The organism is Kushneria halocnemicola, from assembly GCF_965650455.1.
GTDB lineage: Bacteria > Pseudomonadota > Gammaproteobacteria > Pseudomonadales > Halomonadaceae > Kushneria.
This window is the reverse complement of record NZ_OZ287968.1, coordinates 2,419,419-2,441,587: the sequence shown is the minus strand read 5'-3', so window position 1 is coordinate 2,441,587 and position 22,169 is coordinate 2,419,419. Positions and strand designations below refer to the sequence as shown.

Below are 22,169 nucleotides of genomic sequence, written 5' to 3'. Positions count from 1 at the left end.
TCACCCCGGTTTGAACACGGGCTGATGCTGCGCCATGACCGTGATGGTGCGCATGGCCCAGCTTTCGACCTCGAGCCATGCCCGTTCGGTCTGGTCGTTACGCGGCATGGGCTCCATCCAGATACGCTCGTCGTTCCATTCGATCGCGCCGTGCCAGCCGCGGTTGTCCGGCCGGCGCACCAGCAGGATTGCGGCCGTGGCGGCGCCGTAGGTCAGCGCCTGCTTGTGCGTCTCGAAGGGGCGGTAGGCGGTGGTCATTGCAGCCTCACGGTGGGCAGCTCGTCCCAGCGGGTCGACCAGCGATTCGAGCGGTGGTTGCTGCGCAGCTGCCACGGTGCGTTCTGGCGCTGGACGCCGACGGTGACCGTGCCCCGCCCGTACTGGCCGTTGAGCTGATCCAGCGCCGACATCAGCCGCTCGCTTTTGTCTCTATCAGCGGCGGGCTGCGGGGGCTGAAACACGTCGAGCTGCTGGCCGGTCGCCTCGATCAAGTCCATGAGCTGGACGCCGCACTTTTGATAGCGAATGCCGCGGTCCTTCCAGAGGCGCTGCAGGGCGCGCTGGGCGGCGCGCACGATCTCGAAGGTGTTGTCGGTCGGGCTCGGCAGCGCCACGGTCATGCTGTCGTGGTCCTGCGCCAGATGCGGCAGGTACTTGTTGGTCCGAAGCGTCACTCTCAGCGCGCAGGCAAGGCTTTGCTGGCGTCGCAGCTTTTCGGCGCCGCGGGCGGCGTGGGCGCGTACGGCCTCTGCCACTTCACGGCGATCGGCGGTCATCTGCCCGAACGAGCGGCTGGTCATGATCAGCTTTTTGCTGTCGTGCGCGTCGTTCATGTTGATACAGCGGGTGCCGGCCAGCTCCCGCGCCGTGCGCTCGACGACCACGGAGAAGCGCCGGCGTATCCATTTGGGGTCGGCCCGGGCGAGATCCAGCGCGGTGTGAAGGCCCATCTCATACAGGCGAGAGGTGACGCGCCCGCCGATCCCCCAGACCTCGCCGACCGGCGTGCGCGCAAGCAAGGCAAGCGTGTCGGGGCTGTCGGCGTCGTCGATGACAAACACGTCCCGGGCGGCGCCGTGCTTTTTGGCGTGGCGGTTGGCGAGCTTGGCCAATGTGCGCGTGGGGGCCACGCCGACCGAAACCGGAATGCCGGTCCATTTGTAGACGATCCGGCGCATCTCCTGACAGTGGGCGGACAGGGCGGGGCGGTCGAAACCGGCAAGGTCCAGCCAGCTCTCGTCGATCGAGTAGGGCTCAACGCGGGGCGTGAACTCGCCCAGGGTGGCCATCACCCGGGCGCTCATGTCGCCGTAGAGCTCGTAGTTGCTGGAGCAGAGCACCAGGCCGTGATCAAACGCCGCGCGGGGGAGGTGATGCATGGGGGTGCCCATGGCGATGCCGAGCGCCTTGACCTCCTGGGAGCGGGCGATTACGCAGCCGTCGTTATTGGAGAGCACCGCGAGTGGCACGCCGTGCAGCTTCGGGCGAAACACCCGCTCGCAGCTGGCGTAGAAGTTGTTGCAGTCGACCAGCGCGATCGGTCCCGTCATCGTCGTACCCGCCGCAGAATGTCGGTGACCACGCCCCAGATCTGGTAGTCGGCGTCGCGCAGAGGGATGGGCGTGTAGCACGGGTTGGCGGAGTGCAGCGCCGGCGGGCAGCCCCGGCAGCGCAGCTCCTTGACGATCATCTCGCCATCCACGAGTGCGATGACGATATCGCCGTGGCCGGCCTCGATCGAGCGATCCACCAGCAGCCGGTCACCGGCATAGATTCCCGAACCGTCCGGGCACTGCATCGAATCGCCGTCCGTTGTGAACAAAAACGTCGAGGTCGGCCGCGGGATCAGCTGCTCGTTGAGGTCGATGCGTCGGGCGTCGTAATCCTGCGCGGGCGAGGGGAAGCCGCTGATGCCGCCGCGCACGTGATGGATGGCCCAGGGGATGCTGCGCGGCGGCGGGTCGATCGCCAGCGAGCGCATTCGGGTGACATGAAGCATGCCGGTTGCCTGCGTTGGTGAATGTCGAAGTACTGTATACGTATACAGCATAACGCGGCGGTGCTTCTATCCTGGAAGGGGCGTTATTCGACCAAACGATGAGAGTAGATGGTACCCGCCAGCGAACAATGATCAGCGCCCGCTACACTTCAGCTGTGTGGGTCCAGACACGGCACGGCGGCCCTTTTAGCCCATTCGGCCGGGCCACTGACGCCAGCACTTTTCTTTGATTCAGGAGGATCACGCATGCGCGTGGCGTATCGAATGCCCATGCCCACCATGGTGCCAAAGGGCGAGCAGGACCTGGCTTACAACCCGGCCGCCGAGCGCTGGCAACAGTTTTTTGCCCCGCACGGGTACGCCACCTTTCTGGCGGAGGTGGTACAGGACGATGACGCCGCCGCGCCCTGGCAGGAGGGCGACTGGCTGGTCGTCGATCCCTTGTTGTCACTGCGTGATGGCGTGCTGGTGGTGGTAAGACTCGATGAGGCGCTGTATGTCTATCGTTATGCCCATCGCATCAATCTGCCCGTGCTGGAAGGCCTTGACGGGCAGCTGTGGACGGGGGATCTGACCAACGTGGCGGTGGCGGGGGTGGTCTCGCATCAGGTGCGGGCGGTGTATTGAGCCGTCGAGCGTGGCCACCGGGCTTCGGCCGGCCACGCTGACAGGTGATCAAGTGCGCTGATTAATCCGCCGGCATCACCCGCAATACGCGCCCTTCGGGGTTGTCGGTCAGCAGATAGATCGCGCCTTCCGGGCCGGTGCGGACATCGCGGATGCGCTCATCGAGTTCGCCAAAGAGCCCTTCGACGTCTTCGGCCTGAGTACCATCGTCCGAGAGCGTCACGCGGCGTACTTCGCGATCCACCAGTGCGCCGACGAGCAGGTTGCCCTGCCACTGAGGGAACAGCGCGCCGTCATAAAGGGTCATGCCCGAAGGCGCGATCGAGGGCGTCCACTCATACAGCGGTGACTGCATGCCGGGATACTCGTCAAAAGGCGTTACACGAGCGCCGGTGTAATCCAGACCGGTGGTGGCGACCGGCCAGCCGTAGTTGCCGCCCGGGATAATGATGTTGATCTCGTCGCCGCCCTTGGGGCCGTGCTCGTGCATGATGATGCGGTCGTCACTATCCACCACCAGGCCCTGCACGTTGCGGTGGCCGTAGCTCAGGATCTCGGGTCGAGCGGTGTCGTCATCCACAAAGGGGTTGTCCGCCGGAACGCTGCCATCGGCGTTCAGGCGCACGATGGTGCCGATGTGATTGCCGGTGTTCTGGGCCTGCTCGCGGTAGTCGAAACCATCGCCGAGCGTAAGGATCAGCGTGCCATCCGACAGCCACGCCAGGCGCCCGCCAAAGTGAGCGTCGCCGCGCTTGGCCATATCAACGCGAAATATTTCCTCGACCTGCTCAAGGCCGTCATTCCCCAGGCGCGCCCGGCTCAGGCAGGTGTGATTGGCCGCCTGCGTGCCGCATGAATAGGCGAGAAACAGCGTCCGGTCCTGCTCGAAATCCGGTGACAGCAGCACATCGAAAAGCCCCGACTGGCCCGAGGCAAACACCTCTGGCACGCCCTCAAGCGAGGCGTTGAGCGTCTCGCCCTCGGCGCTCAACAGCCGCAGTCGACCGGGGCGTTCGGTGACCAGCATGCGGCCGTCGGGCAAAAAGGCCAGCGACCAGGGGTGTTCCAGCCCCTCGGCGACGATGTCGATCCGATAATCGGCGGTCTCGGGCTGCGCCAGCGCCTCCGTCGTGGGCGCCAGACCGGCCGTACCTGCTGCCAGTATCACCACCGCCATCGTGTTGGCCGCCCTGGCAGGGGCGCGCTGAGGACGGGTGCCTCTCAACAGCCCCAGTACCACGCCGGCGATACCGGCGCTGATCAGCATGGCGATCATGCCGGCGGCGGTGCGGGTGGCCGCAATCAGCGTGGGCATGGGCGCGAAATGATTGACGATATGGAAGGTGGCCCACAGCGCCGCCATGGCAGACAGCGCACAGAGCACCGGGCGGTGATGGCCGTTCCAGAGACGTCGCGAAATCCAGAGCGCCGCGACCTGAGAGATGACAAAGCCGACCGAGAAAAGCGCGGCATAGACGGGGGCGAACCTCACCAGATCCCCAAGGGTAGTCGTCAGGCGCTGCATGACCGGTATATCCACACCCATCTGTTGCAGTGCCGCCAGGTTCATCTGGGTCTGTACGATGCTGCCCAAAAGCGTTCCGATAAGCAGGGCAATGGCGAAGTGAATCGTCGTGGTAAGCCAGGCAGGCCGGTTGTGCATGGTGTTGACCCTTGAGCCGCGGTGGGTGACAGAGGCGGGGCCGCCGCTGCCCTTTGATGGCCTCAAGCGTACCCTGCTTTCCTCAGCTCGGGTTTAAGGTGATCGGACCTGTCAGGGGCTGCCCTGGCTGGCAGCCCCCGGGACGAGTGCCTAATGCGCCATCATTTCCTGAACGATCTGGCGGTCGCTGAAGCTGGCGGGGTAGTAGGTCGGCCAGTTGACCACGTTGTCCAGCAGCGCCTGACGGTCATCACCCATGTAGAGGTGATAGTGGCCGGCATCGGTGGGGGCGATGTCGTGATCGCTGAACTGGATGAACCCGGGCGCTCGATCATCACCCGAGACCTTTTTAAAGACGAAGCGCACGCCGCGGTTGCCCGCCTCATACGTCAGGATCTCGTAACCATCATCGGCGTATTGGCCTGTGTAGGCGTCACCATTGGCATGAAAGGTGACGTCCTGCCCGTCAATCTCGAGGCGCTCGACATCGGTGCGATAGCCTTCTCGATAGTATTGCCTGTACTCCGCGGCACTTTGGTCGCCTTGCTGCGCCTTGTGAGCGAAGACTTCATCCAGCGCGCCGCTTTGCAGCAGGGGGTATACCGACTGCCAGTCGCCTTCCCAGTCGGAAAGCGCACGTGCCTTGACCTGATCATCATCAAAATGGCCGGCGTGAATCTCCTCATCGTGATCGTGGCCATGTTCGTGCCCATGACCGTGTTCGTGCCCATGACCGTGTTCGTGCCCATGACCGTGGTCGTGGGAATGGTCGTGGTTATGGGAATGGCTATCGTCATGGGAAGGGTCATGCGACTGGGAGGCCAGAGCGGCCTGATGACTGCCGGCTGTCAAAAGGCTTACGGTCAGTACAGCGATGGCGGCGTGATTGGTGAAGGCAGATGTCATTCTGAGTGGCTCCCGGTAACGATCAAGCAATTTGTTGTAATGTTATAACGTATCACTAGGGAGTGGGTAATGGATAGGTGGCCTTTAAATATCCGGCTTCGATTCCTTCATTGAAGGCTTGCCTGGTTCATGAAACAGCGCCTCTTTTGATCGTCATGGATCACGTTTAAAACCCGGACATTCTTGTCAGTGGTCACGTCTTGTCTGTAACCCCGTGTCGCGTCCGGTGTCCGAGCGTCATGGATGCCTTTTCCGTGCGACATCGACTGTTTCGAGAGCGACGCTTTCAACTAACGGAGGGCGATACAGTGTCCATAAAACCGTGTATACGTGTCTGTTAGCGACAATTTAAGAGGCGACTGTTGTAGCCGGGATGAGGCATCATGAATGCCATGGCAACCGTGCTTTCAACAGATCGCAGACGAGTCTGCCAAAACAATTACAAAAGCAGGAAAAGTTGAGGAGGCATGACGACATGTTACCTGACCACAAGGCAGGCCCTGTAGCGGGAGCCGGCGGCCTGGGCACGCCGCAAACCATCGGTTTCCTATTGCTTGATAACTTTACGCTGATTTCGCTGGCCTCGGTGATTGAACCGCTGCGCATGGCGAATCAGCTGGCCGGGCGTGAGCTGTATCGCTGGTACACCCTGACCCATGACGGCTCGCCGGTGCGTGCCAGTGACGGTCTGCAGGTGACGCCTGATGTCTCGATCACCGTGCCCTTGTCGCTTGACTGGGTCGTGGTCTGTGGCGGCGTTGCGCCGCAGCACAGCGTCACGCGAGAGCATGCGCACTGGCTGCAGGCACAGTCGCGTCAGCTGCGACGCATCGGCGCCATCTGTACGGGCAGCTGGGCACTGGCCAGGGCGGGGCTGCTGGATCACTACGAGGCCAGCATTCACTGGGAGTGTCTGGCTTCCATGCAGGAAGCCTTCCCCAACGTGGCGCTGACCACGCGACTGTTCTCGATCGACCGCGACCGGTTCACGGCCTCCGGCGGTACGGCGCCGATGGACATGATGCTCAACCTGATCGCCCGCGATCATGGTCACGAGCTCTCGGCCGGTATCTCCGAGATGTTCATCTGCGAGCGGGTGCGCAACGAGCAGGACCACCAGCGTGTGCCGCTCAAGCACGTGCTGGGGACGACCCAGCCCAAGCTTCTGGAGATCGTGGCGCTGATGGAGTCCAACCTCGAAGAGCCGATCGAGCTGGATACCCTGGCCCGCTACGTCAACGTCTCCCGGCGCCAGCTGGAGCGGCTGTTCCAGCGCTACCTGCACTGCTCGCCGTCACGTTACTACCTCAAGCTGCGGCTGGTACGGGCGCGTCAGCTTTTGAAGCAGACATCGCTGTCGATCATCGAGGTGGCCTCGGTCTGCGGCTTTGTGTCCACCCCTCACTTCTCGAAGTGCTATCGCGAATACTTTGGCGTGCCGCCCAGAGGCGAGCGCTCGGGCAGTAATGTCTGGTATGGCCGCAATGCCAGCGCCGCGACTGCCCTGCAGCAGGGCAAGATCGTGGCGGTAGAGCCGGCCTCAAGCGAGCCCATGTCGAGTGCGATGATGTCGCTGGTCTACGCCCAGGGCGAGCCGACCTTTGCCAGCGTGCCGCTGACGCGCTGACGCGCTGACGCACTGACGCGCTGACGTCCGGCTGGTTCAACCGTCAGGCTCCATCAAGGGAGCTGCCCCGACCGGGGCAGCTCCTTTTTTGTGTCTGTTCTTCAGAGGCAGGAGATGCACGGTCATGGCCGGCCTTCGGGGCGGGTCATTTTGTTTGCGGCCCGATGACAGTGGCGTCGCTCTTTGGCAGGGCATGACGCTTTTGGAATTTTCCCCGTCGTTTCCAGGCGTCGGATGAAGCCGGGGCAGGGATATGCTCCTCGCATTAGCCACAATCTGGAGCCTGACCATGACCCCTGCCGAACTGCATGACGACGCCATTGTGATCGATGGCCTGATCATCGCCAAATGGAACCGGGAGCTTCTGGAAGACATGCGCCGCGGCGGTCTGACCGCAGCCAACTGCACCGTCTCGGTCTGGGAAGGGTTCAAGGCCACGGTCGATAACATCGTGTCGACCAAAAAGCTGATGGACGAGTGCAGCGATCTGGTTCGCCCGGTGCGCACCACCGCTGACATTACCCGCGCCAAGGAAGAAGGCAAGACCGGCATCATCTTCGGTTTCCAGAACGCGCACGCCTTTGAAGACCAGATCGGCTACGTCGAGATCTTCAAGGAGCTGGGCGTGGGCATCACGCAGATGTGCTACAACACCCAGAACCTGGTCGGTACCGGCTGCTACGAGCGTGATGGCGGTTTGTCCGGCTTCGGGCGCGAAATCGTCGCCGAGATGAACCGCGTCGGCATGATGTGTGACCTTTCCCACGTCGGTGCGACCACCTCTCAGGAAGTCATCCTCGAATCCAAAAAGCCGGTGTGCTACTCCCACTGCCTGCCCTCCGGGCTCAAGGAGCACCCGCGCAACAAGTCCGACGAAGAGCTCAAGTTCATCGCCGATCACGGCGGCTTTGTGGGCGTCACCATGTTCACGCCGTTTCTCAAAAACGGTGTCGATTCAACCATCGACGACTACTGCGAAGCGATCGAATACATCATGAACATCGTGGGTGAAGACGCCATCGGCATCGGTACCGACTTCACCCAGGGCCACGGCCAGGACTTCTTCGAGTGGCTGACCCATGACAAGGGCTATGCCCGCCGCCTGACCAGCTTTGGCAAGATCATCAATCCCGAGGGCATTCGTACCGTTGGCGAATTCCCCAATCTGACAGAGGCGCTTTTGAAGCGCGGCCTGAGCGAGCCTCAGGTCAGAAAAATCATGGGCGAGAACTGGGTCAGAACCCTGAAGGATGTCTGGGGCGAATAAGCCGCCAGGGGCCCGGGCGGTGCCTGAACCGCCGCCCGGGCCTGCCCTCCTGCCGCTCCCCGAGGGTCGAGACGGCCCCTGAATAATGACAAGTTTGAGGAAGACGACCGTGACGAAACAAGCGCCCGAACTCCCGATTGAAGTCGACAGTGAAACCGGCATCTGGACCACCGATGCCCTGCCGATGCTGTACGTACCGCGTCATTTCTTCGTCAACAACCACATGGCCATTGAAGAGGCCCTGGGTGCCGAAAAATACGCCGAAATTCTCTATCACGCCGGCTACAAGAGTGCCTGGCACTGGTGCGAGAAGGAAGCCGAGCTTCATGGTCTGGAAGGCGTTGACGTCTTCGAGCACTACATGAAGCGCCTGTCCCAGCGCGGCTGGGGGCTTTTCATCACTGAAGAGATCGATCTGGAAGCCGGCACGGCGCGCGTGCGACTCGAGCACAGCGCGTTTGTCTACCAGATGGGCAAGGTGGATCGGAATATCGAATACATGTTCACCGGCTGGTTTGCCGGCGCCATGGATCAGATTCTGAGCGCCCGTGGCAGTGATCTGCGCACCGTTGCCGTACAGACCCAGAGTGGCGCCCAGCAGGGCCACGATCACGGTCTGTTTGTTGTCACGCCCGCGTAACCGAGGATCTTTGATATGGCATTCGAGGCACTGTTCAAGCCGATCCAGATCGGCAAGCATACCATTCGTAACCGCGTGGTCAGCACGGCCCATGCCGAGGTGCACGCCACCGACGGCGGCATGACCACCGACCGCTACGTCAAGTACTACGAAGAGAAGGCCAAGGGTGGCTGCGGTCTGTGTATCTGCGGCGGCTCCTCGGTGGTCTCCATCGACAGCCCCCAGGGCTGGTGGAGCTCGGTCAACCTGTCGACCGACCGTATCATCCCGCACTTTCAGAATCTGGCCGATGCCGTGCACAAGCATGGCGGCAAGATCATGATCCAGATCACCCACATGGGTCGTCGCTCCCGCTGGGACGGCTTCAACTGGTCGACGCTGGTCTCGCCGTCGGGCATCCGTGAGCCGGTTCACCGCTCAACGTGCAAGACGATCGAGGAAGAAGAGATCTGGCGCATCGTCGGTGATTTCGCCCAGGCTGCACGCCGCGCGAAGGAAGGCGGTCTTGACGGCGTTGAGCTCTCGGCCGTGCACCAGCACCTGATCGACCAGTTCTGGAGCCCGCGCGTCAACAAGCGGACCGACCAGTGGGGCGGCACCTTTGAAAACCGCATGCGCTTTGGCATGGAAGTGCTCAAGGCCGTGCGCGAAGAGGTCGGCGACGACTTCGCGGTCGGCCTGCGCATCACCGGCGACGAGTTCCATCCCGACGGTCTCGATCACGACGAGATGAAGCGGATTGCGGCCTACTATGACGCCACCGGCAAGATCGACTATTTCGGTGTGGTGGGCTCGGGCTGTGATACCCACAACACCCTGGCCAACGTCATCCCCAACATGTCCTACCCGCCGGAGCCGTTTTTGCATCTGGCCTCGGGCATCAAGGAAGTGGTCAGTGTTCCGGTCATTCACGCCCAGAACATCAAGGACCCCAACCAGGCGCAGCGCATTCTGGAAGGCGGCTATGTCGACATGGTCGGCATGACGCGTGCCCACATTGCCGACCCGCACCTGATTGCCAAGATCAAGAACAACCAGGTCGACCAGATCAAGCAGTGCGTCGGTGCCAACTACTGCATCGACCGCCAGTATCAGGGTCTCGACGTCCTGTGTATCCAGAACGCGGCCACCTCGCGTGAATACATGGGTCTGCCGCACATTATCGAAAAGACCGAAGGCACCAAACGCAAGGTCGTGGTGGTCGGCGGTGGCCCCGGTGGCATGGAAGCGGCGCGTGTCTGCGCCGAGCGCGGCCATGACGTGACGCTGTTTGAAGCAAAGGATCAGATTGGCGGTCAGATCACCATCGCCTCGAAAGCACCACAGCGTGACCAGATTGCCGGTATTACGCGCTGGTATCAGCTGGAGCTGACGCGGCTGGAAGTGGATCAGCGCCTGGGCACGAAAGCCGATGAGGCCACCATTGCCGATCTGCGTCCGGATGTCGTGATTCTGGCCACCGGCGGGCAGCCGTTTCTCTCGCAGGTTCCGGAGTGGGGCTATGACGAGGACAAGGGCAAAAGCCTGGTCGTCAGCACCTGGGACATCCTCGACGGCAGCGTCGAGCCCGGCAAGAACGTGCTGATCTTTGACACCATCTGCGAGTTTTCCGGTGTCTCGGCGGCCGACTATCTGGCCGACAAGGGCTCAAGGGTCGAAATCGTTACCGACGATATCAAGCCCGGTGCCGCGGTCGGGGGCACGACATTCCCGACCTACTACCGCAGCCTGTACGAGAAAGAGGTGATCATGACCTCGGATCTGGCGCTGCATAAGGTCTATCGCGAGGGCGATTCGCTGGTGGCGGTGCTTGAAAACGAGTACACCGGCGCCCAGGAAGAGCGGGTCGTGGATCAGGTCGTGGTGGAAAACGGGGTCCGTCCGGACGAGGCGCTCTACTACGCCCTCAAGGAACGCTCGCGCAACAAGGGTCAGATCGACATCGAAGCCCTTTATGCCATCGAGCCGCAGCCCTGCCTGTCCGAGAGCGGTGACGGCTTCGTGCTGTTCCGTCTGGGGGATTGCACCGCGCCGCGCAACACGCATGCCGCCATCTATGATGCGCTGCGGTTGTGCAAGGACTTCTGATCACAATAACGCTGTAAGCCGAGCGTCACGGGCCGCAGGGTCCGTGACGTTCGTTCCTTGCGGTGTCTCCGAGAGGAGAGACGCCATGCTCGATATCCTGTTACCGATACTGATTTTCTCTGCACTGCTGTTGACCGTCATCGGTGCGGTGCGCCGTGTGCGCCTGTGGCGTCAGGGGCGACCCTCTTCCGTGGACCTGGTCGGCGGTCTGCTTAAAATGCCGCGTCGCTATCTGGTGGATCTGCACCATATCGTTGATCGCGACAAGTACATCTCCAAGACCCACGTGGCCACGGCCGGCGGTTTCGTGCTGGCCGCGCTGCTGGCCATTATCGTGCACGGCTTCGGCCTGCACAGCCGCATTCTTGGCTGGGCCCTGCTGGCGGCGACGGCCTGCATGTTCACCGGTGCGCTCTTTGTCGCCAGACGCCGCCTGGACCCGCCGTCACGGCTGTCCAAAGGGCCGTGGATGCGCCTTCCCAAAAGCCTTTTGGTCTTTGCGGCCAGCTTTTTCATTGTCACCCTGCCGGTGGCCGGCGTTTTGCCGGCGGATTTTGGTGGCTGGATTCTGGCAGCGGTGCTGGCGGTAGGTGTTGCCTGGGGCGTGTCCGAGATGTTTTTCGGCATGACCTGGGGCGGGCCCGTCAAGCACGCCTTCGCCGGTGCCCTGCATCTGGCCTGGCACCGTCGTCCCGAACGCTTCACTACCCCGCATAACGCCAGTGCGGCGCGCTCCAGCGGTCTCAAGGCGCTGAATCTGGACAATCCCGATGCGCCGCTGGGCGTGGAAAAGCCTGCCGACTTTACCTGGAATCAGCTGCTGGGCTTTGATGCCTGCGTGCAGTGCGGTCGCTGTGAAGCGATGTGCCCGGCCTTTGCCGCCGGTCAGCCGCTCAATCCGAAAAAGCTGATTCAGGACATGATCGTCGGTATGCGCGGCAGCACCGATGCCGACTATTACGGCTCGCCCTATCCGGGCAAACCGGTGGGCGAGCATGGCGGCAGCCCGAACGGGCCGATCGTGCCCCGCGAAGGGCGCGCGCTGGTGGATGCCGAGACCCTGTGGTCGTGCACGACCTGTCGCGCCTGCGTTGAAGAGTGCCCGATGATGATCGAGCACGTTGATGCCATCGTCGACATGCGCCGCTTTTTGACGCTTGAGCACGGCAATACGCCCAACAAGGGTGCCGAGGTGCTCGACAACCTGATCGCCACCGACAATCCCGGCGGGTTTGATCCCGATTCACGCCTGCACTGGGCGGCGGATCTCAACCTGCCGCTGATGGCCGACAAAAAAGAAGCCGACGTACTGCTGTGGCTGGGTGATGGCGTCTTTGACATGCGCAATCAGCGCACGCTGCGCTCGCTGATCAAGGTGCTGCGTGCCGCCGAGGTGGATTTCGCCGTGCTGGGCAACGAAGAGCGCGACAGCGGTGATGTGGCACGGCGTCTGGGCGATGAAGCCACCTTCCAGACCCTGGCCCGTCGCAACATCAAGGCCATGAGCCAGTATCGCTTCTCGCGCATCGTCACCTGTGACCCGCACAGCTTCCACGTGCTCAAAAACGAGTACGGTGAGCTGGGCACGGCCGAAATGCCGGCCGACTATGCGGTTTATCATCACAGCACCTGGATCAACGAGCTGGTCAAGGACGGCAAGCTCACCTTCAAGGCCTGGAAGGGCGGCAGCGTGACCTATCACGACCCGTGCTATCTGGGTCGCTACAACGGCGAATACGAAGCGCCGCGTGACGTGCTCAGGGCGCTGGGGATCGAGGTACAGGAAATGGCCCGATCGGGCTATCGCTCGCGCTGCTGCGGCGGTGGTGGCGGTGCCCCGATCACCGATATCCCCGGCAAACAGCGTATTCCCGATATGCGCATGGGAGACGTGCGCGAAACAGGCGCCGACACCGTCGCGGTAGGCTGTCCGCAGTGTACGGCCATGCTGGAAGGCGTGGTGGAACCGCGCGCCGACATCAAGGACATCGCCGAGCTGGTGGCCGATGCGCTGGTGGTTGAGTCATCAGGCGAGAAGGGCGCCTCCAACAAGGAAGCGTCGCAGACACAGCGCAATGTCGAGGAGGTAACGTCATGAGCGAGCTTGTCCGCCGCGATCCTCGCAAGGAATGGATCGCCCGCAATCGATTGCACCCGCAGCATCTTGAAGTGCTGGCCGAGATCGGCGGCAACGCCGTTGCGACCGAATGGATGGGCCCCAACGGCCTGATGCGGCGCAATCCGCACGCCGTGGGTTTCACCGGACCCAACGGCATCCGCCGTATTGACCGCAGCGGCGCCTCCCACGCCGCACATACAAACGCGCGCAGCACACAGAGCCAGGATTCGCGTCGCCGCGTAAGCATCAGTGAGCCGGCCTTCACGGTCGCTGTGGTACCAGACATGGCCGGCGGTCGTCTCTCCGGTCATGATCGCGACCTGCTGGGGCTGGCACGCCAGCTCTGTGATGCCGACCCGGAACAGCCCGGGGCGGTGCTGGCCATAGTCTATGGCGAGCACAAGGAAACCACCTTTGATGAAGCCGGCATCGATCGCCTGCTGCATCTGGAGGGTGAGCAGTTCGACGGCTACACCCCCGAAAACCGTATCGCGGCCCTGCAGGGCGTGGATCGGGAAATAGCGCCGCGCTACTGGCTGCTGCCCGACTCCACACAGGGCGGCGGCGAGCTGGGTCGCCGGCTGAGCGTGCGGCTGGGTGAGCGGGCAGCCACGCAGGTCTGGCAGATCGAGGCCGACAGCGACGCCGAGACCGGCTGGCGCTGCACGACCCGCGGGGCCGCCGGGACGACCGATGTCGTTCGCGCCCTGCCGCGGGTGGTGCTGGCGCTGGCCGAGTGCGCTGACCCGGTCAGCGAGACGCGCCACGCCGCCGAGCCCATCGAGCTTTCCCAGCCGCTGCCCAACGTGCTCGGTCGTATCGAGGACATTGGCGAAGTCGCAGTCGATCCGGCCAGCGTCTCGCTGGCGGAAGCCGAGTTCATCCTGTCGGCCGGCAACGGCGTCAAGGACTGGGACAACTATCATCACGCCGCCGACATTCTGGGCGCGACCAAGGGCGCCTCGCGCGTGGCGGTCGATGACGGCCACATGCCCCGCGACCGCCAGGTCGGTGCAACGGGCACGTGGGTATCGGCCCGCGTCTATGTCGCGGTCGGTATCTCCGGGGCCATTCAGCACCTGCAGGGCATTCAGACCTGCGAGAAAGTGGTGGCCATCAACCTTGATGAAGGCTGCGACATGGTCAAGCGGGCGGATCTGGCCGTGATCGGCGATGCCAACGCCATCCTGGCCGCTCTGGTCGACCGCGTGGAGCAATACCGCGCCGAGCAGGAGGGCAACCGCGATGCCGCCTGATGCACCGTCTTCCAATACCGGCGGGCTCAACGTCGCCGTGCTGGTGTCGATCGGTCGTCACCCGTTGACCGCCCGCACGCGCCGCGCCGATCAGGACGCCCGCGCCGTGGAAATGGCGCTGAGTCTCAAGGGCGCCTCGGTCAATCTGATGCACGCCGGCCAGCACGACAGCGACCACGAAGAGGCCATTCGAGGCTATCTCGGCATGGGCATTGATGAAGTGCGCCTGCTCGAGCAGACGCCTCAGGCCGATGTCGTGCCCGTACTGACCGACGCTTTGCGCGCCGACTCGCCGCAGCTGGTACTGACCGGCACGCGCGCCGAGACCGGTGAGGGCTCGGGCGTTTTGCCCTACCTGCTGGCCGAGGCGCTGGGATGGCCGGTCATCAACGGTCTGGCCGCGGTCGAAAAGGTCGAAAAGGGCGTGGCCACGGTGCTGCAGGCCCTGCCGCGTGGCAAGCGTCGCCGCCTGCGGGTTCGCCTGCCGGCGATCGCCACGGTCGATACCAGCGCCCCGGCGGCGCGGCAGAGTGCCTTCGGGCCCGCGCGTCGCGGCGAATTCGATATTCAGCCGCATGCCAGCGAAATCGATGCGTCTCTAGCGCAGTGGCAGATCCAGCCGGCCCGCAAGCGGCCCAAACGCCTCAAGATCGTCAAGTCCTCCTCGGCGCGTGACCGTTTCAAGGCGGCCGCCGCCAAGTCCGACGGCGGTGGGGGCCAGACCCTCAACGATGTGACGCCGGAACAGGGCGCCGAGGCGATCTTCAAACTGCTCAGGGAAGAGGGGGTGCTTCGCTGATTGCCCCGGTCGGCGGCCACTGGCCGTCGAGCACGGCGACAGCGAGCATCGGTTAAAAAAAGGGATCAAAACGCGACTTGTGCCCCGCCTTCATGGCGGGGCGTTTTATTTTAGGGCGGGAAATATCGATCGTATCAGGCGTGTTGTCTGAACCGAGACGGCGTTCGAGCGGCCGACCCCGGGGCCGACCTTTGATGTTTGAGAGCGTCGATGTTTAAGAGTATCGATGTTTGAGAGCGTCGAGGTTTCAGGAGTGAGCCGTCTGCACGTTCGACACCGGCTGTCCTCTTTTACGAACCACCCAGTAGCCCACGCTGCCGGCCGCCAGCAGCATGCCACCGCAGCCTGCCGCCAGCACATGGGCGCCGGTTGTTGCCTGCTCGGGAACACCGAATCGCTCGGCCAGTGAGGAGAGCGTCGTGGCGTATTGAACCCACAAAAAGACCCCGACGGCCACACCGGAGAGCATGGTGCACAGCGCAATGACGCGGGTCCCGGAAATCCAGGTCGCGCTGACGTCGCGATCATATTCATGCAAAAAGGCGCGATACGCCTTTTGAATGTCCGTGACCCGGGTCAGGCGTGAGGCCACAACGATGGCGATCAGCGCGGCCACCGTGCTGAGCACAACCGGATGCAGATAAACCGGCAGCGTGATCCACTGCGCCTGATCCATCAGCGACAGTGCGATATTGCTGACAAAGCCAACCGCCAGGCCCCAGCCGGCGCCGGCGGCGGTAATTCGGCGACTCCAGATGCTCATCAGTGCGACCGGCCCCCAGGAGGAGGCAAACAGCGTGGCGGCAAACCAGACCACCGCCATCACGGCCGGCGACTGAAACAGCGCAATGACCAACGACACCACGCCGGCACCCAGAATGGAGAGTCGGCTGGCGCGCATGGCGGCCTTCTCGCTGCGATTGGGCGGCAGGATGTCGTTGGAGATGCTGAAGCCGATGATCGACAGGAAGGTCGAGCACGAGGAAAGTCCCGCGGCAAAGACGCCGGTGAGAATTACCACCCCAAGCCAGGTGGGCAGGATGTTGAGCGAGGCCCAGACCATGGCGCGCTCGCCGTCGAGTCCGCTGTCATACAGGTTGATCGCCGCACCGGTCATCATCATCAGGGCGTAGAACACGGCAAGCGACACGGCGGTGAGCATCGCCGAGCGCATCACGACGTGTTCGTTGCGTGCCATGAGATAGCGGCTGGACTGCCAGGGACTGGCGGCCAGCACCGCGGCCCAGACCAGCCCCAGCGTGATGCCCCAGGTCAATGCCTCGCCAGGTGTTGAAAAGGTGGCGTCCGGCCCTTGCAGCACGCCGTGCCACAGCGCGATGCCAGGTTTGTCGGTCTGGCTCAGAAGGCCTTCGATGACGCCGTGCCAGCCGCCCAGGTCCTGCAGGATATAGACCGAGCCGCCCAGTGCTGCCAGCGAGAAGATCACAAACATTATGGTGTCGGTGACCATGACGCCGGGGGAGCCGGAGTAGAGGATAAAGCCGGTGTAGGTCAGCCAGACCAGCACCAGCCCGGTCCAGTAGGGCATACCGGTCAGCTCGGAGAACATGATGCCCGCCCCCTGCATGACACCCACCAGGTACGCGCCCAGACCGATCACGGTGGTCAGTCCGGCAATCATCTGCACGCGTCTTGAATCAAAGCGCTTGCCGAAAAACTCCGGCACCGTTTTGGCCTCACTGCGTCGCAGGTAGCGGCCAAAGGCCAGCGCGCCCAGCAGACACCCCGAGGTACTCAGGGCGGCAAAGATCAGCATGACAAAGGGGTAGCCGTCGTAGGCAAAGCCGGTTTCGCCCAGAAAGGCGCTGGTGCTCAGATAGCTGGCCACCAGGGTGCCCAGAATGAAAAAGGTCGGCGCGTTGCGACCGGCCACCAGGTAGTCGTCAAGATGTTTGACGCGTCGCCCGGCCAGATGGCCGATCAGAAAATAACCGACGAGACTGCACAGGATGGCAACGGTGTAGACCATAAAGGGGCTCCGGTGAGATGGGTCTTGTATATCTTTTATGTCTTGTATTGAAAGCATGTCGCGAGCCATCCGGACGCTCATGCTCCCAGACGCCACGGGAGATGGCATTTGCGACATGACGGCCCAGACAAACGAAAGGGCCACCCCGAAGGGTGGCCCCGTGCTCTGACAGATATATCCGATGCGCTGTCCTAAAGCGACTGGGCGGCCTTTGTTGATGCTTTTGGCCCATAAAGCTCTCGATGCAGGCCCATATAAAGGCTGGCGCACATCAAAAGCAGCACCACGGTGAAGGGCAGGCCTGTTGCAACGGCCCCGGCCTGAAGGGCGCTCATGGCGGTGGTGCCGCCGCCGTAGAGCAAAACGCCGGCAATCGAGCCCTGCATGGTGGCCCAGAAAACGCGCTGGCCGCGTGGCGTGTCGGTCTTGCCGCCGGCAGTGATGTTGTCGATGACCAGCGAGCCCGAATCCGATGAGGTGATGAAAAACACCAGCACCAGAATGATTGCAAGCAATGAGGTCACACCGGACAGGGGGAGCTGTTCGAGCATGTGGAACATGGCAAGCGAGACGTCATCGATGCCGCCGGCCAGCTTGCCGATGTTGTTGGTGACTTGATAAAGCGCCAGACCGCCGAAGGTGCTCATCCAGATCAGGGTGACCACGGTCGGAATCAACAGCACGGCAATCAGAAACTCGCGCACCGTACGGCCTTTCGAAACGCGGGCAATGAACATGCCGACAAACGGCGACCAGGAGATCCACCACGCCCAGTAAAAGATGGTCCAGCCGTGATACCAGGTGCCATCATCACGGCCGATCCAGTTCGACAGCGGCAGAATATGGGTGGCGTACGCCATGGCGGTGGTGCCGATGCCTGACAGCACGGTCAGGGTGGGTGCCACCGCAATGACAAAGGCCAGAAGCAGCGCGGCGATGATCATGTTGATGTTGGAAAAAAGCTTTACGCCGCCATCAATGCCGCGCCAGACCGACACCAGGGTCAGCACGCTGACCACCACGATAATGGCCAGCTGGGTGCCCAGCGTATTGGGCACATTAAAGAGATAGGCGAGTCCGCCGGCTGCCTGGGAGGCGCCAAAGCCCAGCGAGGTGGCAAGGCCGAAGACCGTGGCCAGAACGGCCAGAATATCGATAATGTGGCCGGCCCAGCCGCGGGTATGCTTGCCAAGAATCGGATAAAAGGCCGAGCGAAGGGTCAACGGCAGGCCACGGTTATAGGCAAAAAAGGCCAGCGATAATCCCACCACGCCGTAGATGGCCCAGGGGTGCAGCCCCCAGTGGAACATGGTGGCGCCCATGGCCGCACTTGCCCCTTCAGTCGTGCGGGCCGGGGCGTTGAGCGGCGTGCCATACCAGTCGGTGTAGTAGGCCACAGGCTCCGCCACGCTCCAGAACATCAGCCCGATGCCCATCCCGGCGGCAAAGAGCATGGCAAACCAGGACATGCGCGAAAACTCGGGTCGGGCGTCGTTTCCGCCCAGGCGAATGCGACCGACCGGCAGCACGATCAGCGCCAGACAAAAGAGGACGAAAATGTTGCCGGAAATCATGAAAAGCCAGTCGAAATGTTCGATCGACCAGTTTTTGGCCAGCCCCAGCTGCGCGTTGGCCATGTCGGGATAAATCAGGGCATAGATCAAAAAGGCGAGAATGGCGGCGGCGGAAAGCGGGAAGACGGGATGGTGAAAATCCATGCCCAGCATTTGCTTATTGTCCTGGCCCGACGTCAGTAATGAATCCTGGTCATCCATACACTGTCCTCGTTGTTGTTATGCAAACAGCCCCCTTTTCAGCTGTTCTGCATTCTTGTGTGCGGCCCCTGGGGCCATTTGTTTAAAAGCGACGCCGACATGTCCATTGCCGCTCGGCCGGGCGCGCCATTCGTCTATTGCCTTTAATATCGACCGGAAAGCAGCAGACCACAGGGCAACAACAAGAGGACGTGAAGATGATGATTGTCGATCTGATTGATGGCGATGATTTTCGGACGCGGCTGGTAGAACTTGGCGTCCATATTCCGGAAGGTGCGGGCCCGGATACCTGTGCGCGCATGGCGCTTTGCAAGCACCGCGGTGAGGGCGTAGAGGGTCTGAAGGCGCTGGTGGATGAGATGGTAAGACGCTCGGATATTCTGCTGCCGTCGGTACGACAGGCCATCGAAAAATATCTGCTGCCGGCGCTGAATCGGGATTAAAAAAAGGGACCGGCTCACGGTTGGTGAGCCGGTCCCTTCGGGTACATCACCCGTTGTCGGGTGCATCAACGGGGCAAATGCCTAGCCCTTGGCCAGCTGCAGGGCCGGCGCTTCCTGACCCAGATGCGTGAGCATGCGCTCGCCGTACCAGTTAACGAAGTCGATGACGCCGAATTCGTAGGTTTCCGAGTAGGGGCCGGGCTGGTAGGCCCTGGAGTTGATGCCGCGCTGGTTTTCTTCGGCCAGCTGACGGTCCTGGTCGTTGGTGGCATCCCAGACGTGGCGCAGGTTGTCGACGTCGTAGTCCTCACCTTCGACCGCATCCTTGTGCACCAGCCACTTGGTCGTGACCATGGTCTGCTGCGGGCCGAGCGGCAGCACGCGGAACACCACGGAATGATCGCCCATGAAGTGATTCCAGGAGTTGGGCAGGTGCAGAATGCGCAGTGATCCCATGTCAGGGCTGGTCAGACGACCCATGAGCTTCTTGCAGCCCGGCTTGCCGTCCATGGTCATGGAGACCACGTTGTCCAGCAGCGGCGTGCGGGTCAGACGGTTGCGCTTGCCAAAACGCTTGAGCTGCCAGGGCACCTGCTCCTGGTTCCAGTCGGCCTGCTTGCGGGTAACCAGCTCCTTGTACTTCTCGGTCGCGCGCGGGTCTTCGGTGTCATCGAACTCGATCAGCGAGTTCAAAAGCTCCGGGTGCGCGCCGTTGCAGTGATAGCACTCGCGGTTGTTCTCGATGACCAGCTTCCAGTTGGCCTGCTCAACGATGGTGGTCTGGGTAGCCACCTTGACGTTGTCCATGTCGTAGGGCTCGAGGTAGTGCTCGAGCGTGACCAGGAAATCGTCGATGGCGGGCGGTTCTTCACTCAGGTTGATGAAGACAAAGCCGCCGGCGGTACGGACATTGACCGGCTTGAGCCCGAACTGGCCCAGATCGAAATCGGTGCCCATGTCGCTGCCGGCAAACAGCAGCCGACCGTCGAGTTCATAGGTCCACTGGTGGTAGGGGCACACCAGCTTGGCGACCTTGCCCTTTTCCTTGGTACAAAGCCTGGACCCGCGATGGCGACAGACGTTGTGGAAGGCATGAATCACGCCCTCGGCGCCACGAACGATCACGATCGGGTTGTCGCCGATCTCCAGGGTCATGAAATTGCCCTTGGCGGGAATTTCACAGGTCATGCCGGCGAAAAGCCATTCCTTTTCAAAGATTTCCTGCATATCGAGCGCGAAGAATCGAGCATCGTTATAGAACGGCTGAGGCAGGGAGTAGGTAGGGTTGCGATTCTGAAGCAGGTCAGCTGCGGCCAAACGTGCCTGATTCAGAGCGTCATCCGGTCCATATGAAGCTGTCATGTCCATACCAAATATCCTTTTCATTGTCGCGGTTTGCGAGAAAGCGACAACACGGTTGAGCGGATGTTATTTGTCTTGTGAGGCCTGGTATTCATGCATGGAAAAATCGATCCATCTTGATTGATGGCGATTGTGGTACACGGATGTGAGCCCCGGTTGTCTACCCGCGACATGAAAGAGTGTCACGACGACCTGATTGGTCGATGACAGACCGAAAATGGGGGTGAAAGGTATGCGCGTGTCGCTGACAGACAAGCCTGGTGTGAGAGGCGTCACCAGAATGCCAGACTGATAGGGTGTCGGACCGTGTCGTCAACACGGATCGACGAGCGAACAGCTGCGGCACTGCCAGGCAGAGAACATCATGACAATGAACTACTTCAATCCGGTTACAACCCAGACCTGGACCAACGGCCGCCATGAGGTTCGCTGCGTCAAGATCATTCAGGAAACCCCTGACGTGCGCACCTTCTGCTTCATGGCAGAGCAGCCCGTTTTATTCTTTTTCAAGCCCGGGCAGTTTGTAACGCTTGAGCTGGACATCGAGGGCGAGCAGATCATGCGCTCCTATACGATCTCCAGCTCGCCCTCCATCCCCTACAGCTTTTCGATTACCGTCAAGCAGGTCCCCGGCGGCAAGGTCTCCAACTGGCTGCACACCAACCTCAGCGTCGGTGACAAGCTGGCCGTTCACGGCCCGGTCGGCAACTTCAACTCGATCGATTTTCCGGCCGACAAGGTGTTGTTTCTCTCCGGTGGCGTCGGCATCACACCGTTGATGTCCATGACGCGCTGGTTTTTCGACACCAATGCCAATGTGGATGTCGAGTTTATCCACAGTGCGCGTGCCCCGCGCGATGTGATCTATCACCGCGAGCTGGTGCACATGTTCTCGCGTATCCCCGAGTTCAAGCTGCACATCGTGTGTGAAAAGAAAGAGGATATCGGCGAGGCCTGGGCCGGCTATCGGGGCTTTCTGACCCAGCCCATGCTGGAGCTCATGGCGCCTGACTTCCTTGAGCGCGAGATATTTTGCTGCGGCCCCGTGCCCTACATGAACGCGATCAAGAATATCCTGCGCGAGAACAACTACGACATGGATCACTACCATGAAGAGCTGTTCGGCGCGACGCCTGCCGACGTCAAGGAAGAGGCGCTGGAGATGGCGGAGATGGCCGAGGAAGCGGCCGAAAACGTCGACGAGGCCGATCTGGTCACCGTCGAGTTTGCCTCCTCCGGCAAGAGTGTCCAGGTCCAGCCCGGCGAGACGGTGCACAGTGCGGCGGCTCAGCTGGGACTGCACATTCCCAAGGCCTGCGGCATGGGGATCTGCGGTACCTGTCGGGTCGAGCTCAAGTCAGGTGAGGTCGAGATGGACCACAACGGCGGGATTACCGACGAAGACATCGAAGAAGGCTATATCCTGTCGTGCTGCAGCCGCGTCAAGGGGGATCTGGTCGTCGACTTCTAGGGTTTGATAACAACGGGCGGCGATGACGGATGCCATCGCCGCCCGTCATCAGGCAATCACTTCGACCACCCCGACGACAGTTACTAAAAAACGCTCATGACCCGCAGGTCATGAGCGTTTTTTTACAGGCTCTTGTC

The 22,169-nt window shown here is 61.9% G+C and carries 18 protein-coding genes; 10 read left to right on the top strand and 8 right to left on the bottom strand.

All coding sequences use genetic code 11. The features are described from left to right. From ACS92L_RS11105 to ACS92L_RS11095, 3 genes are read right to left on the bottom strand one after another with little or no spacing between them, the layout of a single operon-like run. A complete protein-coding gene (locus tag ACS92L_RS11105) occupies nt 1–258 on the bottom strand; it encodes a hypothetical protein (RefSeq protein ID WP_438764923.1) in 258 nt (85 codons plus the stop codon). Further along, nucleotides 255–1,550 carry a Y-family DNA polymerase gene (locus ACS92L_RS11100; protein WP_438764921.1) on the bottom strand — a complete coding sequence of 432 codons (1,296 nt, stop codon included), beginning with the start codon at nt 1,548–1,550 and terminating at the stop codon, nt 255–257. The genes ACS92L_RS11105 and ACS92L_RS11100 overlap by 4 nt, the downstream gene beginning before the upstream one ends. Next, entirely contained in the window at nt 1,547–1,999 is a 453-nt protein-coding gene (locus ACS92L_RS11095) for a LexA family protein (RefSeq protein WP_438764919.1), read from the bottom strand. Before ACS92L_RS11095 ends, ACS92L_RS11100 begins: the two co-directional genes overlap by 4 nt. A gap of 246 nt (nt 2,000–2,245) precedes the next feature. On the opposite strand from ACS92L_RS11095, the gene ACS92L_RS11090 reads away from it, so the two are divergent. Next, the gene (locus ACS92L_RS11090) at nt 2,246–2,626 is read left to right on the top strand and encodes a S24 family peptidase (protein WP_438764917.1); all 381 of its coding nucleotides are present in this window, start codon (nt 2,246–2,248) and stop codon (nt 2,624–2,626) included. A 61-nt stretch (nt 2,627–2,687) separates the two neighbouring features. On the opposite strand, the gene ACS92L_RS11085 is transcribed toward ACS92L_RS11090, so the two are convergent. Beyond that, a complete protein-coding gene (locus ACS92L_RS11085; protein ID WP_438764915.1) occupies nt 2,688–4,355 on the bottom strand; it encodes a PQQ-dependent sugar dehydrogenase in 1,668 nt (555 codons plus the stop codon). A gap of 84 nt (nt 4,356–4,439) precedes the next feature. Continuing rightward, nucleotides 4,440–5,195, bottom strand: coding sequence for a ZinT family metal-binding protein (locus tag ACS92L_RS11080; RefSeq protein ID WP_438764913.1), 756 nt, complete (start codon nt 5,193–5,195; stop codon nt 4,440–4,442). Nucleotides 5,196–5,670: 475 nt separating this feature from the next. On the opposite strand from ACS92L_RS11080, the gene ACS92L_RS11075 reads away from it, so the two are divergent. From ACS92L_RS11075 to etfB, 7 genes are all read left to right on the top strand, one after another. Beyond that, nucleotides 5,671–6,822 carry a GlxA family transcriptional regulator gene (locus ACS92L_RS11075; protein WP_438764912.1) on the top strand — a complete coding sequence of 384 codons (1,152 nt, stop codon included), beginning with the start codon at nt 5,671–5,673 and terminating at the stop codon, nt 6,820–6,822. A 289-nt stretch (nt 6,823–7,111) separates the two neighbouring features. Continuing rightward, nucleotides 7,112–8,089 (top strand): dipeptidase, encoded by a 978-nt coding sequence (locus ACS92L_RS11070; protein WP_438764910.1) that lies wholly within the window; start codon nt 7,112–7,114, stop codon nt 8,087–8,089. A gap of 109 nt (nt 8,090–8,198) precedes the next feature. Further along, a complete protein-coding gene (locus tag ACS92L_RS11065) occupies nt 8,199–8,729 on the top strand; it encodes a DUF5943 domain-containing protein (protein WP_438764908.1) in 531 nt (176 codons plus the stop codon). Between the two features lie 15 nt (nt 8,730–8,744). After that, nucleotides 8,745–10,817 carry a dimethylglycine demethylation protein DgcA gene (dgcA, locus tag ACS92L_RS11060; protein ID WP_438764907.1) on the top strand — a complete coding sequence of 691 codons (2,073 nt, stop codon included), beginning with the start codon at nt 8,745–8,747 and terminating at the stop codon, nt 10,815–10,817. An 85-nt stretch (nt 10,818–10,902) separates the two neighbouring features. Then, complete coding sequence (locus ACS92L_RS11055; RefSeq protein WP_438764906.1) at nt 10,903–12,915, top strand: (Fe-S)-binding protein; 2,013 nt, start codon at nt 10,903–10,905, stop codon at nt 12,913–12,915. Next, nucleotides 12,912–14,192 (top strand): electron transfer flavoprotein subunit alpha, encoded by a 1,281-nt coding sequence (etfA, locus tag ACS92L_RS11050; RefSeq protein WP_438764904.1) that lies wholly within the window; start codon nt 12,912–12,914, stop codon nt 14,190–14,192. Before ACS92L_RS11055 ends, etfA begins: the two co-directional genes overlap by 4 nt. After that, nucleotides 14,182–14,991, top strand: coding sequence for an electron transfer flavoprotein subunit beta (gene etfB / locus ACS92L_RS11045; RefSeq protein WP_438764902.1), 810 nt, complete (start codon nt 14,182–14,184; stop codon nt 14,989–14,991). The genes etfA and etfB overlap by 11 nt, the downstream gene beginning before the upstream one ends. A 247-nt stretch (nt 14,992–15,238) precedes the next feature. Here etfB and ACS92L_RS11040 read toward each other — a convergent pair whose 3' ends face one another. Together ACS92L_RS11040 and ACS92L_RS11035 are read right to left on the bottom strand one after the other, a co-directional pair. After that, nucleotides 15,239–16,981, bottom strand: coding sequence for a sodium:solute symporter family protein (locus ACS92L_RS11040; protein ID WP_438764900.1), 1,743 nt, complete (start codon nt 16,979–16,981; stop codon nt 15,239–15,241). A gap of 191 nt (nt 16,982–17,172) precedes the next feature. Continuing rightward, complete coding sequence (locus ACS92L_RS11035) at nt 17,173–18,756, bottom strand: BCCT family transporter (RefSeq protein WP_438764898.1); 1,584 nt, start codon at nt 18,754–18,756, stop codon at nt 17,173–17,175. A 197-nt stretch (nt 18,757–18,953) separates the two neighbouring features. Here ACS92L_RS11035 and ACS92L_RS11030 point away from each other — a divergent pair, with 197 nt between their 5' ends. Further along, nucleotides 18,954–19,199: a hypothetical protein gene (locus ACS92L_RS11030; protein WP_438764896.1), complete on the top strand. Its 246-nt coding sequence runs from the start codon at nt 18,954–18,956 to the stop codon at nt 19,197–19,199. Between the two features lie 81 nt (nt 19,200–19,280). Here ACS92L_RS11030 and ACS92L_RS11025 read toward each other — a convergent pair whose 3' ends face one another. Continuing rightward, the gene (locus ACS92L_RS11025; protein WP_438764894.1) at nt 19,281–20,567 is read right to left on the bottom strand and encodes an aromatic ring-hydroxylating oxygenase subunit alpha; all 1,287 of its coding nucleotides are present in this window, start codon (nt 20,565–20,567) and stop codon (nt 19,281–19,283) included. Nucleotides 20,568–20,925: 358 nt separating this feature from the next. On the opposite strand from ACS92L_RS11025, the gene ACS92L_RS11020 reads away from it, so the two are divergent. Next, the gene (locus ACS92L_RS11020; protein ID WP_438764893.1) at nt 20,926–22,032 is read left to right on the top strand and encodes an FAD-binding oxidoreductase; all 1,107 of its coding nucleotides are present in this window, start codon (nt 20,926–20,928) and stop codon (nt 22,030–22,032) included. The last annotated feature ends 137 nt before the right edge of the window (nt 22,033–22,169 follow it).

Bases quoted from the DNA above. Each gene is read 5' to 3' on its own strand.
- ACS92L_RS11105 (WP_438764923.1), bottom strand. From the start codon at position 258: ATGACCACCGCCTACCGCCCCTTCGAGACGCACAAGCAGGCGCTGACC.
- ACS92L_RS11100 (WP_438764921.1), bottom strand. From the start codon at position 1,550: ATGACGGGACCGATCGCGCTGGTCGACTGCAACAACTTCTACGCCAGC.
- ACS92L_RS11095 (WP_438764919.1), bottom strand. From the start codon at position 1,999: ATGCTTCATGTCACCCGAATGCGCTCGCTGGCGATCGACCCGCCGCCG.
- ACS92L_RS11090 (WP_438764917.1), top strand. From the start codon at position 2,246: ATGCGCGTGGCGTATCGAATGCCCATGCCCACCATGGTGCCAAAGGGC.
- ACS92L_RS11080 (WP_438764913.1), bottom strand. From the start codon at position 5,195: ATGACATCTGCCTTCACCAATCACGCCGCCATCGCTGTACTGACCGTA.
- ACS92L_RS11075 (WP_438764912.1), top strand. From the start codon at position 5,671: ATGTTACCTGACCACAAGGCAGGCCCTGTAGCGGGAGCCGGCGGCCTG.
- ACS92L_RS11070 (WP_438764910.1), top strand. From the start codon at position 7,112: ATGACCCCTGCCGAACTGCATGACGACGCCATTGTGATCGATGGCCTG.
- dgcA (WP_438764907.1), top strand. From the start codon at position 8,745: ATGGCATTCGAGGCACTGTTCAAGCCGATCCAGATCGGCAAGCATACC.
- ACS92L_RS11055 (WP_438764906.1), top strand. From the start codon at position 10,903: ATGCTCGATATCCTGTTACCGATACTGATTTTCTCTGCACTGCTGTTG.
- etfA (WP_438764904.1), top strand. From the start codon at position 12,912: ATGAGCGAGCTTGTCCGCCGCGATCCTCGCAAGGAATGGATCGCCCGC.
- etfB (WP_438764902.1), top strand. From the start codon at position 14,182: ATGCCGCCTGATGCACCGTCTTCCAATACCGGCGGGCTCAACGTCGCC.
- ACS92L_RS11040 (WP_438764900.1), bottom strand. From the start codon at position 16,981: ATGGTCTACACCGTTGCCATCCTGTGCAGTCTCGTCGGTTATTTTCTG.
- ACS92L_RS11035 (WP_438764898.1), bottom strand. From the start codon at position 18,756: ATGGATGACCAGGATTCATTACTGACGTCGGGCCAGGACAATAAGCAA.
- ACS92L_RS11030 (WP_438764896.1), top strand. From the start codon at position 18,954: ATGATGATTGTCGATCTGATTGATGGCGATGATTTTCGGACGCGGCTG.
- ACS92L_RS11025 (WP_438764894.1), bottom strand. From the start codon at position 20,567: ATGGACATGACAGCTTCATATGGACCGGATGACGCTCTGAATCAGGCA.
- ACS92L_RS11020 (WP_438764893.1), top strand. From the start codon at position 20,926: ATGACAATGAACTACTTCAATCCGGTTACAACCCAGACCTGGACCAAC.